Raw genomic sequence first — 14,626 nt, 5'->3', positions numbered from 1 at the left:
TCTGGATAAGCTCCGCAGCTGGGTGTTTGGCATATGCTGTTGTTAAAAGCCCGGTGTGAGGGGAGCTGCACTTTTGTCTACGAAGCGGCAACGTCATTTAGTGAGCTTGCTCGTGCTCATCTTGTATGTTTTACTCGTTCTTTTGTTATTAGCCATATTTCTTTAAATAAAGGGTTGCCAGCGACGAAATCATTAGTCGGGGGCAATCCTTTTTTTAATGTAAGAAAGGATATTATTTGCTCCAGATTATCTTATATATCTCCGTCAAAGCTGATGCAGCATCCAGAGGACATTGATGGCGTTTTTGTTTGTGTTGGAATATTGCAACCTGCTATTACAAATAATGAACCAGAAGAAAGCAAAGCGGTTACGGAACTTTAGCTTCAGGCATAGAGAAAAACCGTAGCGGAAAAGGAGGATGGTTTTGTGGCGACCAAAAGCAAAAGTCATTACAAAAAAATGTCCATGTCACCAAAAGAATATCAATCGTTCGCAAAAACGATGGAGCCGCCTCGATCTGTACTTGGAAATTGTTTGAAAGCATTCGTTTTCGGCGGAGCAGTATGTGTATTTGGACAGGTTATACAGGAGCTTTATGTCCATTTGATGGGAATGAGTGAAGAAGCGGCAAGCAATCCAACCGTTGCAACGCTTATTTTGATATCCGTTATTTTAACGAGCCTAGGCGTGTACGATAAAATTGCGCAATGGGCTGGTGCTGGCTCAGCAGTGCCTGTAACCGGATTTGCTAATTCCATGTGTTCGGCCGCTTTGGAGCATCGGAGCGAAGGCCTAGTGCTTGGTGTTGGCGGCAATATGTTTAAACTGGCTGGTTCAGTTATTGTTTTCGGTACAGTGGCAGCTTTCTTCGTAGGTATCGCTCATCTTATTCTCGGAACTGGGGGTCAGTAATATGCTGCGAGGGAAACAATCATGGTGGTTTGAGAAACGCCCGGTAATAATCGGCGAAGCGACCGTGGTCGGTCCTGATGAGGGAGATGGTCCGCTTGCAGCCGATTTTGATCTCGTCCATCCTGAGCTAGACATGCAGCAAAAAAGCTGGGAGAAGGCAGAGCGGCTGCTGCTGGAGCAAGCCTCGGAGTTTGCAATTCAAAATGCCGGCATCGAACGCGACCAGCTTCAGTTTTTTGTCGGCGGAGATCTCATGAATCAAATTATTAGCAATAGCTTTGCTGCTCGATCACTCGGAGTACCATACATTGGCGTATTTGGTGCATGCTCCACCTCGATGGAGTCATTGGCGCTTGCATCGCTCTTCGTGAACTCTGGCTCAGCCACTCATGTGCTGGCAGGCACTTGCAGTCACAATTGCACAGCTGAGAAGCAATTTCGTTATCCAACGGAATATGGCTCACAGAAGCCGCCTACCGCACAATTTACGGTTACGGGATCTGGCGCAGCAGTTGTCGCGGCAGAAGGTGACGGCCCAGTCGTGGAATGTGCAACCATCGGGAAAGTCATAGATCTTGGCATCACAGATCCATTTAATATGGGAGCAGCAATGGCGCCCGCGGCTGTAGATACGATACAAGCCCATTTTAACGATACAGGCCGATCTCCTCGTGATTATGATTTAATTGTAACGGGTGATTTGGCTGGAGTAGGGCATCCCATTGCCAAGGAATTGCTTATGAAAAATGGCGTTCCGATGAACGAAACAGTGTTTGGCGATTGCGGCCTTATGGTATATGACGTTCAGAAGCAGAAGGTACAGGCAGGCGGCAGCGGATGTGGTTGTTCAGCCGTCGTTACTTACGGGCATCTGCTCAAACGAATCAAGAAAGGCGAATTAAACCGAATTTTAGTCGTGGCCACGGGCGCATTATTATCGCCGCTCTCGTTCCAGCAAGGCGAGAGTATTCCATGTATAGCACATGCTGTTGCCATTAGCGCAGGAGGGAGCAAGCATATATGATCTTTTTGTGGGCTTTTTTAGTTGGTGGAGGAATTTGTGTGATCGGTCAGCTGATGTTTGATGTTCTTAAGCTGACTCCTGCTCATACGATGTCGACCTTAGTGGTCATAGGCGCTATCGTTGATGGTTTTGACTTATATGAACCGCTCGTCAAGTTTGCTGGAGCGGGAGCTACGGTTCCGATAACAAGCTTTGGTAATGCTCTCGTACACGGTGCATTAACCGAATTGCATACGCAAGGCTGGATTGGCGTTATATCGGGTATCTTTAAAGTAACTAGTGCCGGCATTTCGGCAGCGATTATATTTTCCTTCTTGGCAGCACTTGTCGTTAGGCCAAAAGGATAACCATTTATGCACTTAAGTTGGAGGGTCCTGTGGGATCTTCCAATTTTTTTTGTAGCGAAAAAATTTGTGTACTGTAAAGGAAGTACTGTAAAATAGTAGTATTGAATACTAACTCATGCGTTATTTCGGGAGGTTATGATATGGATATTCGTCCTGCAGACATGCAATTATGTTCTACTATTCTCCGAAACTTAGAATCTTGTATCCTCGGCAAACAGGAAGAGATCCAAAGATTGTTAATTGCCGTCGTTGCAGGTGGACATGTTCTGCTTGAAGACGTGCCAGGCACGGGCAAAACACAATTAGTGAAAGCGTTGGCAAAGTCAATAGGCGGCCAGTTCCGCCGGATACAATGCAATCCCGACTTGCTGCCAACTGACATAACAGGCGTTTCCATTTACCATCCCAAACAAGAAACCTTTTTATTTCGTCCAGGTCCAATTATGGCTAATATATTGCTAGCTGATGAAATCAATCGCGCGACAACGAAGACACAATCTGCTTTGCTTGAGGCGATGGAAGAAGGACATGTAACGGTTGATGGGGATACATATGAGCTGCCTCGTCCGTTCGTTTTGCTTGCTACCCAAAATCCAATTGAATTTGAAGGCACGTATACGCTCCCAGAGGCGCAGCTGGACCGGTTCATGATGAAGCTGTCGCTCGGTTATCCTAGTGAAACAGATGAGCAGCAAATGGTGCTCTCTAATGAAGGAATACATCCATCTGATCGCATTCAGCAAATGATTAATATATCCGATATGATCCAAATTCAGGACCAAGCGCTTAAAGTGCATATTGATGACGCCGTAGGCAAATATTTAGTTTCATTAATAAGAGGAACGAGAGAAAACGCGAATGTAATGCTCGGTGCAAGTCCTCGTGCAGCGCTAGCGCTGGCAAGAGCGGCTAAAGCGAGTGCTTATATTCAGCAGAGACAGTTTGTAACGCCTGATGATGTGAAGGAACTTGCTCCTTACGTGCTTTCGCACAGGCTTCTTCTCAGAATGGAAGCTAGAATGAACGGTCTTAAAGCGGAGGATATCATCGAGCAGGTGATTCAGTCCACGAAAGTACCGGTTCGGCTAGAGCGTTAGTCGTATGACAGCGGCCAAATCTTCGAAGCTGCGGATGCAGCTTGTCGCAGTCATTTATTTGACCAGTCTGTTCTACTTTTTATTTCAAGGCGGCAAAACCGCGATGATGCTCTTCATGATTTTGAATTTATTAATTATTTATTTAGTGCTTGGCAGGTGGAGCGGAATTAACAAGGTGACGGGCAGCAGAGTGTATGCGATGCCTGGAGCAACAACAATCGATCAATCTTTATCAGCAGGCAGCACGCTAGAAGTAAGCCTTTCCATGAAAATTCCTGGCTATTATCCGCTTCCATACGTCATTGTTAGAGATCAGCTGCATCGTCATAATGGACAAAGGCTGGCATTCGAGACTTCCTTTGTGCCGAATTGGAAGCGTGCGGGCCATGTCGTTTATCAAACGCCTCCGCTGCAGCGCGGCGAGTACCGATTTACTCATACAGAGTGCTTGTCTTATGATGTATTCGGTTTGTTCGAGCATTCAGGTAAATTTGGATCAGAGACAGTGCTTAATGTGCTGCCTCAGACAGTTCCGCTTAGGCAGTGGAATGGCATTCAGCGCGGGATTCGCGGTCCTTACTCTCATGCCATCGCGTCACGCTCAGCGAAGGAAACGACACAGATTAACGGCGTTCGTGAATATTTATACGGAGACCGTTTATCACGTGTCCATTGGAATGCGACGGCGAAGACGGGCGAGTGGAAATCGAAAGCTTTCGAGCGTGAGTCATTGCCGCGTACGCTAGTCATCCTTGATCGACATTCAAGCAGCTACAAAGGTGAACTCGCGACTCGCTTCGAATTAGCTGTATCTGTTGCTGCTTCATTGCTCGAGAACGGTCTCAAAAGTGATACGGCAATGGGGCTGCTCTCCATTGGAGACGCCATGACATTCGTTACACCCAAATCAGGCATTGATCAACGAAATATGGTGATGAGGCATTTAACCTTTGTAGATGCAAATGCAGCGCGGCCATTGTATCCGTCGCTTCAGCAAGCTGATTCTACGATTGAAGCCGGAAGTTTTGCAGTCCTTATTACTCCCGAGACTGGCGCGGATGTCATTCGAAGCATGGAGTGGCTCTCACGAAAAGGAATTACCCCTTGCTTGATTCATATCTCCTCGTCGGTTGATTTATTAAGCCATAATACTTCTTGGAAACGTGTCTTGCGCGAACGAGGCTGGCCGGTATTTGAAGTTCGTCAGCTGCAAGAGCTCCCAACAGTTTTAGAAGGGAGTGGAATTGCATGAAACAGCTGATACGATCAATTGGTGTGTATTTAACAACGGACTGGTTTGAGAAGCTTAGATTCATATTTATTGCAATTATTCTAGCCAATGTAATTACTATATTTGAAGGTTATTGGTGGGACGAAACGTACTCCATTGCCTATTACACTTTATTTGCGGCAGCGGCAATTGATCTATTGCTTCCTATGCGCAGGAAATATTTGAAGCTTCTTCTTCAAGTGATAGCAGCTATTTTCATTACATCGCAATGGGCCAGAATGGAATGGATCGTTGCAAGTCCGCAGCGCTGGCAAGAGTGGCTGTGGTGGCTGCAAGTACATCTCGTTCAGCTTAATCCATTTATATGGATAAGTGGAGCTATGCTTCTGCTCTACGTGCTGTTTGGAATGTGGACGGTTACTAGAGTTCGAATGTTCGGTTTTGTAGGCGTAAGCATTTTGGTTTTAACTATCGCAGATTCCTTTACGCCGATCTGGCTGTGGGATGAAGTGGGGATGGTCGTCTTTATCGGGCTGCTCTGGCTCGTCGCTGGCCATTTGTCTAGACTGAAGCGAGAGCATCCGAACAGCTGGAAAGAGCTAATCGAGTATCCACTTCGATTAATGGTGCCGATTGCACTCGTATTATCGATTCTCATGATTGTAGGATTGAATATGCCTTCAATTGCTCCTATTCTTCAGGATCCTTATACGATCTGGAAGGAAGCTAAAGGGGAGAGGGTTCAGGTGTTTTTAGGCGATAAAGGCACAGATGTTATATCGCCGAACCGTTCAGGCAATGCGAGCTCCGGATACAGTAGAGACGACAATGAGCTTGGCGGTGGATTTGAATTTGATTATTCACCGATGATGACCGTTACGACCTCGCATCGCAGCTACTGGCGCGGCGAGTCCAAAGCTTTATACACGGGTAACGGGTGGGTCGATGTTGATCCCGGGCTTGCTGGCGAAGAAAATATTCGTGTGGTGAAGGGTGAGGCATTCGCTTCATTAGATGATCCGCCAAAAGCTGGAGTTAAGCAAGTCAATCAGATTGTTACGATGATTCGAAAGGATGTTTATCCGGTTCTTTTTGCAGCGGCTCCACTTTCGAAGATCAACTGGATTGAAAATGAAGAGGCAGCTATTCCATCTAGCTTCAGATGGGAGCCTAGCTCAGGCGAGCTGCGACTGAACTGGTCCATGCAAAACCGTAAATATCCGCAAACGTATTCGGTCACGTCGTCTGTACCTGTTCTAGATGAAGCGCTGTTGAGGACATCTAAAGCTGGCTGGTCAGATAAACAAGAGGCTTCACGCAATGCGTTTTACTTGCAATTGCCTGAATCATTGCCTGATCGAGTCAGACAGCTTGCAGAGCAGGTCACCGCAGGGGCAGCTAATGATTATGATAAGGCTAGATTGTTGGAGTCGTATTTAAGGCTCAATTACAACTACAATAATTTGCCTGATGAATCGAAGCTCACAGGAGCTACCAGCGATTTCGTTGATCAATTTCTGTTCGAGCTGAAAGAAGGCTATTGCGATTATTTTTCAACCTCAATGGCGGTTATGGCGCGCAGCTTAGGCCTTCCGACGAGATGGGTTAAAGGATTTGCTCCAGGTGCGCTTCCTGCTAGCGACTTCGGTCCTCCAGGCGGTTACAGGGAGGAAGAAGTAAATCCAAGCGGTGCAGGCACGTACACCGTTCGAAATTCAGATGCTCATTCTTGGGTAGAAATTTATTTTGAAGGTACAGGCTGGATTCCTTTCGAAGCAACATCGGGTTTCTCATTCCCATATACGCTGCCTGAAGAAGAGGTTGCTGCTTTGCCGGATCTAGAAATCGGCGATAACGATACTGCAGCAGCTGGAGATACAGAAGGCTCATCAACTTCGCAGGTTTGGCTATGGAGCTCCATATCACTACTCATCGTTGCTGCAATTGCATGGCTCATTATTCGTCGTGACAAGCTTATCTTTTCTTGGAGAAAGCTCCGCCATGGATCGTACACAACAAATGATCGAATCGTACTTGAGACGCAAAAACTGCTGCGCATTTGCAAAAAGCGTGGAATGGAGCGCGAAGACCATGAGACGCTGCGCGAGGCAGTGTTGCGCTGGTCGCAAAATCAGAAGCGGCTGCGTGAAGATTTTAAGATTGTGCTGAATGGGTTTGAACAAGCGAAATATAGCCCCGTTATGGCGTCATCCGAAGAAGCAGATCGTTTCGTCGTTAAAGTACGCTCACTCATTGATCAATTAAGATAACATACGAACAAATACCGCTCGCCAGAGAAATTGGTAGCGGTATTTTTTTGCAACAAAATTAGTTTGTATGGTATAGTTTCGTAAGATAGCAAGCAGAAAGCAGAGGGATATCCATTATGTTTGAACGGCTGTTGCCGCATATGCGCGTCAATACAGTATATGAAATTAACTTAGATGAGCTGCATGCAAGAGGCGTTCGCGGCATCATTACGGATTTGGATAATACGCTTGTCGGTGCCAAGGAGGCGTTAGCTACGCCTGAGCTTGTGCAGTGGCTTGATTACGTACGTTCTCGGGGCTTTCAGGTTGTTATCGTATCCAATAACAACGAGACACGCGTCGGGAAGTTTGCTGCGCCGTTGAATATTCCATATATTCATGCTGCTCGCAAGCCAGCTGGCAAATCGTTCAAGAGAGCGCTTAGTGTACTCCGCCTTGCACCTGAGGAAACCGTCGTAATCGGAGATCAGATGCTGACGGATGTGCTTGGGGGTAACCGTATGGGGTTATACACCATCCTTGTCACGCCAATCGCTCCTGCTGATGAAGGTATAATGACACGAGTGAATCGTCGTATTGAACGAATAGCGTTAGTGCGTTTAAGGAAAAAAGGGTTATGGTATGAGGGGGAAACAAAGTGATGGAACAACAACTTAGTCAGGCATATGGATCATGTGCGGGCTGTGGAGTGGCGCTTCAGATTAAAAGTTCTGATTTGCCAGGTTATTTGCCGGAGGCGGCTGTCGGTCGCGAACCGGTTATTTGCCAGCGATGCTTCCGAATTCGCAATTATAATGAAGCTTCATCCGTAGCGGTTGATCAGGATGACTTCTTAAAGCTGCTTGGCAGCATCGGAAATACGGATAGCCTCGTTGTGCATATTGTTGATTTGTACGATTTTGAAGGAAGCTTGATTTCGGGCTTGCAGCGTTTTGTCGGTAACAATCCAGTGCTGCTTGTCGTGAACAAAATCGATTTGCTGCCGAAAGCGATGAACGTCAATCGACTTCGGAATTGGGTTCAGAAGCAAGCAAAGGAAGAGGGACTGCGCACAGTCGATGTGGTCCTATGCAGCGCGAAGCGGAATATGGGCTTCGAGCGGGTTATTGAAGCGCTTGAGCAGTACCGGAATGGCCGAGATGTCTATGTGGTTGGCGCGACGAATGTCGGTAAGTCAACCTTGATTAATCGTCTAATTCGAGATTACAGTGACATGGAACGTGAACTGACTACTTCTCGTTATCCGGGAACAACGCTTGATGCCGTTCATATTCCGCTTGAGGATGGGAAAGCGATTATTGATACCCCAGGTATAGTCTATACGACACGTATGACAGAGGTTGTACCGCGGAGCTTCCTTGGCTCGCTATTGCCGGACAAGCCAATTAAACCGCTCGTCTATCAATTGAACTCGGGTCAATCGCTGTTTATTGGCAGCCTTGTTCGATTCGATTTTGTCGAGGGTGATCGCCAATCCTTTACGTTTTATGTTTCAAACGCGCTCAACATGCATCGTACGAAGCTGGAGCGGGCAGATGAGTTGTATGCAGATCACCGTGGGCAATTGCTCGGAGGACCATCGCTTGAAGAACTAGAAACGATTCCTGCTTGGACTAGGCATTCACTGCGCGTTAAGCGCGGCTTGAATAAGGACGTATTTATATCCGGTCTTGGCTGGATTCAAGTGAACGGTACTGGTGGAGCTGTTATTGACATTTATGCGCCGAAGGGCGTTAAGGTCATGCTTCGCGACTCGATGATCTAAACATATGTCACTTGGAAGGGGAATTCACTGTGACGAATATGAGCGCAGGAAACCAGATTGACAGCAATACTCTTTTGTTCGGCGTCATCGGCGATCCGATAAGGCATTCGAAATCACCTATTATGATGAACCGTGCCTTTCGGGAAACGGGAATTAACGGTGTATACACTGCTTTTCATGTTACGAGCGATCGAATCGGAGATTTTGCCGCTGGTGTTCGTGCAATGGGCATTCGCGGTGTCAATGTTACGATCCCCCATAAGCTGGACATTATGTCCGTGCTTGATGAGATCGATGCAAGCGCGCAGGCGATAGGCGCGGTTAATACGATTGTCAACGACGCTGGCCGTCTAATCGGATACAACACCGATGGCATTGGTTATGTGCGTTCGTTGAAGGAAGAAGCGGAGCGTGAGCTTGCCGGGAAACGAATCGTCGTTATCGGCGCAGGCGGCGCAGCCCGCGGCATCATTTATGCTCTAGCAAGCGAGAATCCTGCGCGAATTACGGTGGCCAACCGTTCCGTAGACCGGGCAAAAGAGCTTGTAGATTCATTGCAAAATAAAGTAGATATTGAAGCGATTTCGAATGATGGGCTGCAAACCGCATGCAAGCAAGCCGATATCGTGATTAACACGACATCAGTAGGCATGTTCCCTCATACGGAGGAGACGCCAATTGATGCAAGCTGGCTGAAGCTGGGCGCGGTTGCAAGTGATTTAATATACAATCCTTTGAAAACGAAATTTTTGCAGCAAGCAGAGCTGCGCGGCTGCCGCATTCATGGCGGGCTTGGCATGTTTATTTATCAGGGCGCATATGCCTTTGAATATTGGACAGGCCAGCCAGCACCCGTCACAGCGATGCGCGAAACGGTACTTGCATCATTGCAAGGTTAAACGTATTTATTGAAGCAATCAAACAGACGAATTATTGAGATGAAAGAAGGAACACTTATTATGCTTACAGGCAAACAAAAACGATATTTAAGAGCGCTAGCTCATCATTTGACACCGATTTTCCAAGTCGGAAAGGGCGGCACTAACGATCACCTCGTTCGTCATATCGAGGAGGCGATTGAGTCGCGCGAGCTTATCAAAGTTTCTGTTCTTAACAACTGTCTAGACGATCCTAAGGAAATCGGCGTTGAAGTTGCTAAATCAGCGGGCGCGGAGCTTGTACAAGTGATCGGCAAAACGATCGTTCTATACAAAGAATCCAAGGACAACAAACAAATCGAGCTTCCTACAGCTGCTCGCAAATAATATGGACCGAGACTTGCGCGGCGAATGCAGCTTTTTGTCATAAAGGGCATACTAGAAGACACGATAGCTGTTAACGCTTCGACTTTGCTTGATAGGGAGGCGTTCAACAAGTGAGTAAGATAGGAATTATGGGCGGCACCTTCGATCCCATCCATATCGGTCATTTGATTGCTGCAGAAACTGCACGAGAGCAGAGCGGCTTGGACGAGGTGTGGTTCATCCCGTCATACGGACCACCGCTCAAAGCGAATGAGCCAGGCGTTAGCGGAGAGCGGCGCTACGAAATGGTATGCGATGCTATCGAGAGCAACAAGGCCTTTCGAGCGCTTGATATTGAATTGCAGCGTGGTGGCGTGAGCTATTCCTACGATACGATCGTAGAGCTGCAGGGACGTTATCCGAACCATTCTTTTTCCTATATTATCGGTTCAGATCGCATCAACGACCTGCCGAAGTGGCATGCAATTGAGCAGCTAGCTGCTCGAATATCATTTATTGGATTAGAGCGTCCAGGCAATCCGGTCGATATTTCTGCACTGCCGTTTTATTTGCAGGAGCGGGTCAGCTTGGTTCACATGCCTGCCATTGCGATTTCTTCAACAGCGATTAGGAGCAAGGTGAAAGCTAGGCAGTCTGTTCAATACTTAGTGCCTGATTCGGTGAATCGCTACATGAGGAGGTACAACCTGTATGAATCGTGAGCAAATGATCGAAAAAGTAAGAGCGGAAATGCCTGAGCGAAGATGGCTGCATACACAGGGAGTTATGGAAACTGCGGTCATACTAGCTAATAGGTTTGGCGAAGATGCTGTACGAGCTGAGCTTGCTGCCATTTTGCATGATGTTTCTAAGTACTGGAATGTCGATCGTATGCAGAAGGTCATTCGCGATCAAGCATTGCCAGCAGAGCTTTTGCTTTATGATAAAGAATTATGGCATGCCCCTGTTGGGGCGTGGGTAGCCGAACATGAATTTGGTGTGGCGGACACCGAAGTGCTTGACGCTATTCGCTACCATACATCAGGTCGCCGCGGCATGTCGAAACTTGAGAAAATTGTTTGCCTTGCCGATTATATGGAACCAGGGCGAGAGTTTCCAGGAGTAGACAAAATTCGCGAGCTTAGCGAGCATTCATTGGATCTAGCATTGCTTGCTGGCTTTAACTCTACAATTTCCTTCTTATTAGAAAAAGGAAAACGAATATTTCCGCTAACAATAGAAGCAAGAAATAGTTTATTAGAATAATATTTAACAGGAGGCTGAGCTATGGCGTTACATTCGGATCAATTGCTTCAAATCACAGTCGCAGCAGCAGAAGACAAAAAAGCGGTGCGCGTTGTTGCTTTGAACTTAAAAGAAATTTCCTTGGTGGCGGATTACTTCGTCATTTGCAGCGGTAACTCGGATACACAAGTACAAGCTATCGCAACCGAAATTCGGAAACAAGCTGAGAAAAATGGCAATCGCGTGCGCGGAATCGAAGGTATGGATTCGGCAAGATGGGTGCTGATTGACCTCGGCGACGTTATCGTTCACGTATTCCATCGCGATGAGCGTGAATATTACAACATTGAGCGGCTATGGTCCGATGCGAAGGTTGTGGAGTTTGCATGAGTTTTGTAGCCGGAACAACTTTGACTTTAAGGGTGGCACGCGAGGTGTCGCCCTACGGCTATTTTTTGAGCGATGAAGAATCGGATGTGCTCATGCATTATACCGAGCTTGTAGGCTCTAAGCCGAAAATCGGCGATGCAGTGGAAGTATTCATTTTTTACGATTCAGAGGATCGATTGGCTGCTACGATGAAGAAGCCCCTTCTCCAGTTAGGTGAGCTTGCTCGCCTGAAAGTAGCGGATGTTCATCCGAGGCTTGGCTGCTTCCTAGAAATGGGGCTTGGCAGACAATTGCTGCTTCCGCTATCGGAGCTGCCAGAGAGTATAGAATACAGGCCTCTTCCTGGCGATGAAGTATTTGTTGTGATGAAGCATGACAAAATAGGAAGACTTGTAGCGAAAATTGCTTTTGAAGAGGAACTCTCGGAGCTTGTCTTCCATGCACCTGAGAGCTGGAATAATCAATGGGTTGAAGGCTGGGTAACAAAAACGCTGCAGCTCGGCTCGTTCGTCATGATTGATGGCGGCGTTGTAGGGTTTGGCGTTTATGGGCTTATTCCAAGCGCGGAACGAATCCGTCCGCTTAGACTTGGTGAGCGTGTAAGCGCTCGTGTAACCTTTATTCGTGAAGATGGCAGAGCTAACCTCTCCATGGCGCAGCGTAAGGAAGTAGGACGATTGGAGGATGCTGATCGACTGCTTGCCTTCATTAAAGAAAGACCAGGCGGCGGAATGCCTTACTCTGATCAGACAGATGCCGACATTATTAAACAAAAATTCGGGATTAGCAAAGGTGCCTTCAAACGCGCTTTAGGCAAGCTGATGAGAGAAAGGCTTGTCACTCAGAAAGGCAGCTGGACATATTTGGCTGAACCGTCTGACGAGACGACGGAGCAAGCAGGAGAGCAAGCGAAGGGCTCCTCAGCTGAAGGAGCTGACGGGCAATGACACGCTCTTATGGACAGTTCGCGACTGTCTATGATCAGCTGATGGAGGATATGCCCTATGCAGAGTGGCTGGGCTTCGCAAGGGCCGGCTGGTCGCGCTATGGCATGCCTGCTACTGTCGTAGATCTTGGTTGCGGTACAGGGAGCATTTCGATTCCGTTAGCACGCTCGGGTTTCCATGTGTATGGAATCGATTTGTCATCGGACATGCTTACCGTCGCACGCAGCAAGTGGGATGAGACGCCTCAGGCTGTTACGAGACCGCGCTCCGGTTCGATTCGGTGGCTGCAACAGGACATGCGTGAATGGGAGCTGCAAGAGCCCGTTGATGCGGTCATTTCGTTTTGTGATTGCTTGAACTATTTGACGGAGGAAGAGGATATTGAGGCGGCTTTCCGCGCTACCTATGCGGGCCTTCGCAGCGGCGGTTCCTTTTTATTCGATATGCATCCGCCAAAGCAGCTCATTCGTTATGCGGAAGAACAGCCCTTTGTGCTTGATGAGCGCGATGTAGCCTATATATGGACATGCGACTTTGAAGAGGAGCGCTGCGAGATTGAGCATAACCTAACGATATTCTCGCGTGACCGCGATTCAAAGTTTTATCGGTTTGAAGAATCACATGTGCAGCGCGCTTACGATCCAGACTGGATCGAGTCAGCTCTGTACCGTGCGGGCTTTAAAACGGTTGACCGTTACGCAGATTTTGAGCTGAAGCCAGCTGACAGCGAATCAGAGCGTTTGTTCTTCGCAGCAATCAAATAATATGATCCACTAGAGATGGGTGTCTCATAGAGTCTAATAGACTTTATGGGAAACCCTTTTTTGATCTGTCCGGCTATTCGCAGAAAACGTCGCTTTATAAGAGACGACAATAGGTGACTGTGGTGCGTTAGTACCTATACGTGCTTACAGAGTGGAATCGTCATGAGAGTACGCACGAAAGTTCGCTGTAAGAACACATATGCGCTTATAGGGGAAAAAGTAACTCTGGTTTGTGGTCTGTAAGCACACATATGTGCTTAATGAGTGGAATCGTGGTGAGATCACGTTCGAAAGTTCGCTGTAAGAACAAATATGCGCTTATAGGGGAAAAGTAACTCTGGTTTGTGGTGGTTAAGCACACATATGTGCTTAATGACTGGAATCGTCGTGAGATCACGCTCGAAAGTTCGCTGTAAGAACACATATGCGCTTATAGGGGAAAAGTAAGTCTGGTTTGTGGTCTGTAAGAACACATACGTGCTTACAGAGTGGAATCGTCGTGAGATCACGCTCGAAAGTTCGCTGTAAGAACACATATGCGCTTATAGGGGAAAAGTAACTCTGGTTTGTGGTCTGTAAGAACACATACGTGCTTACAGAGTGGGATCGTGGTGAGAGTATGCTCGAAAGTTCGCTGTAATAACACATATGCGCTTATAAAGGAAAAGCAACCCTGGTTTGTGGTGGTTAAGCACAGATATGTGCTTAATGAGTAGGATCGAAGTATGAGTTGGTCTGTATAGATGTCGATTGCAATGTCGAAGTAGAAACATTGCAATCGACATCTATATCTAGTGTGAGTGTCGAAGATTGACGAAAAGTATTCTGATTGTAAAATTTTATCAACAGCGTTTTGGTGAACGAGAAGTGCTATCGATTTCTTGAATTATTCGCTTGTATATATCTAGATCTTGTGACTCGTATATCCGATTATTCCCGAAGCGCATCTTTTAATCGGGTGTTCATGCCTGTGGAAGCAGATGCTTTTCGTATCGATTCAAGCTTCATTTTCTTGATTGTTTCGGCCATTAGATCTTGATCTTTTTCAAGTTTTTCGATGTATTCAAGCAGCTCCGGCACTGTATATCCAGCATCTTTAAACAGTTTTTCTAGCAATGCTCTTATTTGTTCTGCAGTTGTGTTTACGATTTTCAGGACCCCCAAAATAGCAATAAAATGTCACTATCACATCATATCCTCATCTGTTAAAATAGTCGAGTGCGCCAAAAAAATAGATTAATATTTTCTCCATAATTTTCATTGACTACTCCTATATATTGATGTAGAATCAAAAACATCAACTACATATTGATGTGGATTGGTGCCTTCAACGATTACCAGCGGTATATCTTGAACAAGCGCAGCTGACGGAATTGCTAGTCAGAAGCGC

Annotated in this window: 17 protein-coding genes; 16 read left to right on the top strand and 1 reads right to left on the bottom strand. The window is 46.8% G+C overall.

The window, feature by feature from the left end; translation table 11 throughout:
- Positions 1 to 33: 33 nt before the first annotated feature.
- The 16 genes from BK120_RS24240 (at position 34) to BK120_RS24165 (ending at position 13,236) form a co-directional block, all read left to right on the top strand.
- A complete protein-coding gene (locus tag BK120_RS24240; protein ID WP_076270078.1) occupies positions 34 to 381 on the top strand; it encodes a hypothetical protein in 348 nt (115 codons plus the stop codon).
- 45 nt (positions 382 to 426) lie between these two features.
- A complete protein-coding gene (gene spoVAC / locus BK120_RS24235; RefSeq protein WP_076270077.1) occupies positions 427 to 912 on the top strand; it encodes a stage V sporulation protein AC in 486 nt (161 codons plus the stop codon).
- A gap of 1 nt (position 913) precedes the next feature.
- Entirely contained in the window at positions 914 to 1,936 is a 1,023-nt protein-coding gene (spoVAD, locus tag BK120_RS24230) for a stage V sporulation protein AD (protein ID WP_076270076.1), read from the top strand.
- The gene (gene spoVAE / locus BK120_RS24225) at positions 1,933 to 2,283 is read left to right on the top strand and encodes a stage V sporulation protein AE (protein ID WP_076270075.1); all 351 of its coding nucleotides are present in this window, start codon (positions 1,933 to 1,935) and stop codon (positions 2,281 to 2,283) included. Before spoVAD ends, spoVAE begins: the two co-directional genes overlap by 4 nt.
- A gap of 140 nt (positions 2,284 to 2,423) precedes the next feature.
- Positions 2,424 to 3,380 carry an AAA family ATPase gene (locus BK120_RS24220; RefSeq protein ID WP_076270074.1) on the top strand — a complete coding sequence of 319 codons (957 nt, stop codon included), beginning with the start codon at positions 2,424 to 2,426 and terminating at the stop codon, positions 3,378 to 3,380.
- 4 nt (positions 3,381 to 3,384) lie between these two features.
- Positions 3,385 to 4,632, top strand: coding sequence for a DUF58 domain-containing protein (locus tag BK120_RS24215; protein WP_076270073.1), 1,248 nt, complete (start codon positions 3,385 to 3,387; stop codon positions 4,630 to 4,632).
- A complete protein-coding gene (locus tag BK120_RS24210; RefSeq protein WP_076270072.1) occupies positions 4,629 to 6,881 on the top strand; it encodes a transglutaminase domain-containing protein in 2,253 nt (750 codons plus the stop codon). Before BK120_RS24215 ends, BK120_RS24210 begins: the two co-directional genes overlap by 4 nt.
- Before the next feature lie 116 nt (positions 6,882 to 6,997).
- The gene (locus tag BK120_RS24205; protein WP_076270071.1) at positions 6,998 to 7,522 is read left to right on the top strand and encodes a YqeG family HAD IIIA-type phosphatase; all 525 of its coding nucleotides are present in this window, start codon (positions 6,998 to 7,000) and stop codon (positions 7,520 to 7,522) included.
- Positions 7,522 to 8,646, top strand: coding sequence for a ribosome biogenesis GTPase YqeH (gene yqeH, locus BK120_RS24200; RefSeq protein ID WP_076270070.1), 1,125 nt, complete (start codon positions 7,522 to 7,524; stop codon positions 8,644 to 8,646). The genes BK120_RS24205 and yqeH overlap by 1 nt, the downstream gene beginning before the upstream one ends.
- Before the next feature lie 38 nt (positions 8,647 to 8,684).
- Entirely contained in the window at positions 8,685 to 9,545 is an 861-nt protein-coding gene (gene aroE / locus BK120_RS24195) for a shikimate dehydrogenase (RefSeq protein WP_076270172.1), read from the top strand.
- A 60-nt stretch (positions 9,546 to 9,605) separates the two neighbouring features.
- Positions 9,606 to 9,911 carry a ribosome assembly RNA-binding protein YhbY gene (yhbY, locus tag BK120_RS24190; RefSeq protein ID WP_076270069.1) on the top strand — a complete coding sequence of 102 codons (306 nt, stop codon included), beginning with the start codon at positions 9,606 to 9,608 and terminating at the stop codon, positions 9,909 to 9,911.
- A gap of 110 nt (positions 9,912 to 10,021) precedes the next feature.
- Positions 10,022 to 10,612 carry a nicotinate-nucleotide adenylyltransferase gene (gene nadD / locus BK120_RS24185; RefSeq protein WP_076270068.1) on the top strand — a complete coding sequence of 197 codons (591 nt, stop codon included), beginning with the start codon at positions 10,022 to 10,024 and terminating at the stop codon, positions 10,610 to 10,612.
- A complete protein-coding gene (gene yqeK / locus BK120_RS24180; RefSeq protein ID WP_076270067.1) occupies positions 10,602 to 11,156 on the top strand; it encodes a bis(5'-nucleosyl)-tetraphosphatase (symmetrical) YqeK in 555 nt (184 codons plus the stop codon). The genes nadD and yqeK overlap by 11 nt, the downstream gene beginning before the upstream one ends.
- Positions 11,157 to 11,177: 21 nt before the next feature.
- Complete coding sequence (rsfS, locus tag BK120_RS24175; protein ID WP_054027809.1) at positions 11,178 to 11,525, top strand: ribosome silencing factor; 348 nt, start codon at positions 11,178 to 11,180, stop codon at positions 11,523 to 11,525.
- On the top strand, positions 11,522 to 12,472 hold the full coding sequence (locus tag BK120_RS24170) for a CvfB family protein (RefSeq protein WP_076270066.1): 951 nt from the start codon (positions 11,522 to 11,524) through the stop codon (positions 12,470 to 12,472). Before rsfS ends, BK120_RS24170 begins: the two co-directional genes overlap by 4 nt.
- A complete protein-coding gene (locus BK120_RS24165) occupies positions 12,469 to 13,236 on the top strand; it encodes a class I SAM-dependent DNA methyltransferase (protein WP_076270065.1) in 768 nt (255 codons plus the stop codon). Before BK120_RS24170 ends, BK120_RS24165 begins: the two co-directional genes overlap by 4 nt.
- A gap of 930 nt (positions 13,237 to 14,166) precedes the next feature.
- Here BK120_RS24165 and BK120_RS24160 read toward each other — a convergent pair.
- On the bottom strand, positions 14,167 to 14,352 hold the full coding sequence (locus tag BK120_RS24160) for a hypothetical protein (RefSeq protein ID WP_144376842.1): 186 nt from the start codon (positions 14,350 to 14,352) through the stop codon (positions 14,167 to 14,169).
- Positions 14,353 to 14,626 lie beyond the last annotated feature (274 nt).

This window comes from Paenibacillus sp. FSL A5-0031 (assembly GCF_001956295.1).
Classification (GTDB): domain Bacteria; phylum Bacillota; class Bacilli; order Paenibacillales; family Paenibacillaceae; genus Pristimantibacillus.
Note: the sequence above shows the minus strand (reverse complement) of the source record. Positions and strands in the feature narration are given on the sequence as shown.

Bases quoted from the DNA above. Each gene is read 5' to 3' on its own strand.
- BK120_RS24240 (WP_076270078.1), top strand. From the start codon at position 34: ATGCTGTTGTTAAAAGCCCGGTGTGAGGGGAGCTGCACTTTTGTCTAC.
- spoVAD (WP_076270076.1), top strand. From the start codon at position 914: ATGCTGCGAGGGAAACAATCATGGTGGTTTGAGAAACGCCCGGTAATA.
- spoVAE (WP_076270075.1), top strand. From the start codon at position 1,933: ATGATCTTTTTGTGGGCTTTTTTAGTTGGTGGAGGAATTTGTGTGATC.
- BK120_RS24220 (WP_076270074.1), top strand. From the start codon at position 2,424: ATGGATATTCGTCCTGCAGACATGCAATTATGTTCTACTATTCTCCGA.
- BK120_RS24215 (WP_076270073.1), top strand. From the start codon at position 3,385: ATGACAGCGGCCAAATCTTCGAAGCTGCGGATGCAGCTTGTCGCAGTC.
- BK120_RS24210 (WP_076270072.1), top strand. From the start codon at position 4,629: ATGAAACAGCTGATACGATCAATTGGTGTGTATTTAACAACGGACTGG.
- BK120_RS24205 (WP_076270071.1), top strand. From the start codon at position 6,998: ATGTTTGAACGGCTGTTGCCGCATATGCGCGTCAATACAGTATATGAA.
- yqeH (WP_076270070.1), top strand. From the start codon at position 7,522: ATGGAACAACAACTTAGTCAGGCATATGGATCATGTGCGGGCTGTGGA.
- aroE (WP_076270172.1), top strand. From the start codon at position 8,685: ATGAGCGCAGGAAACCAGATTGACAGCAATACTCTTTTGTTCGGCGTC.
- yhbY (WP_076270069.1), top strand. From the start codon at position 9,606: ATGCTTACAGGCAAACAAAAACGATATTTAAGAGCGCTAGCTCATCAT.
- yqeK (WP_076270067.1), top strand. From the start codon at position 10,602: ATGAATCGTGAGCAAATGATCGAAAAAGTAAGAGCGGAAATGCCTGAG.
- rsfS (WP_054027809.1), top strand. From the start codon at position 11,178: ATGGCGTTACATTCGGATCAATTGCTTCAAATCACAGTCGCAGCAGCA.
- BK120_RS24170 (WP_076270066.1), top strand. From the start codon at position 11,522: ATGAGTTTTGTAGCCGGAACAACTTTGACTTTAAGGGTGGCACGCGAG.
- BK120_RS24165 (WP_076270065.1), top strand. From the start codon at position 12,469: ATGACACGCTCTTATGGACAGTTCGCGACTGTCTATGATCAGCTGATG.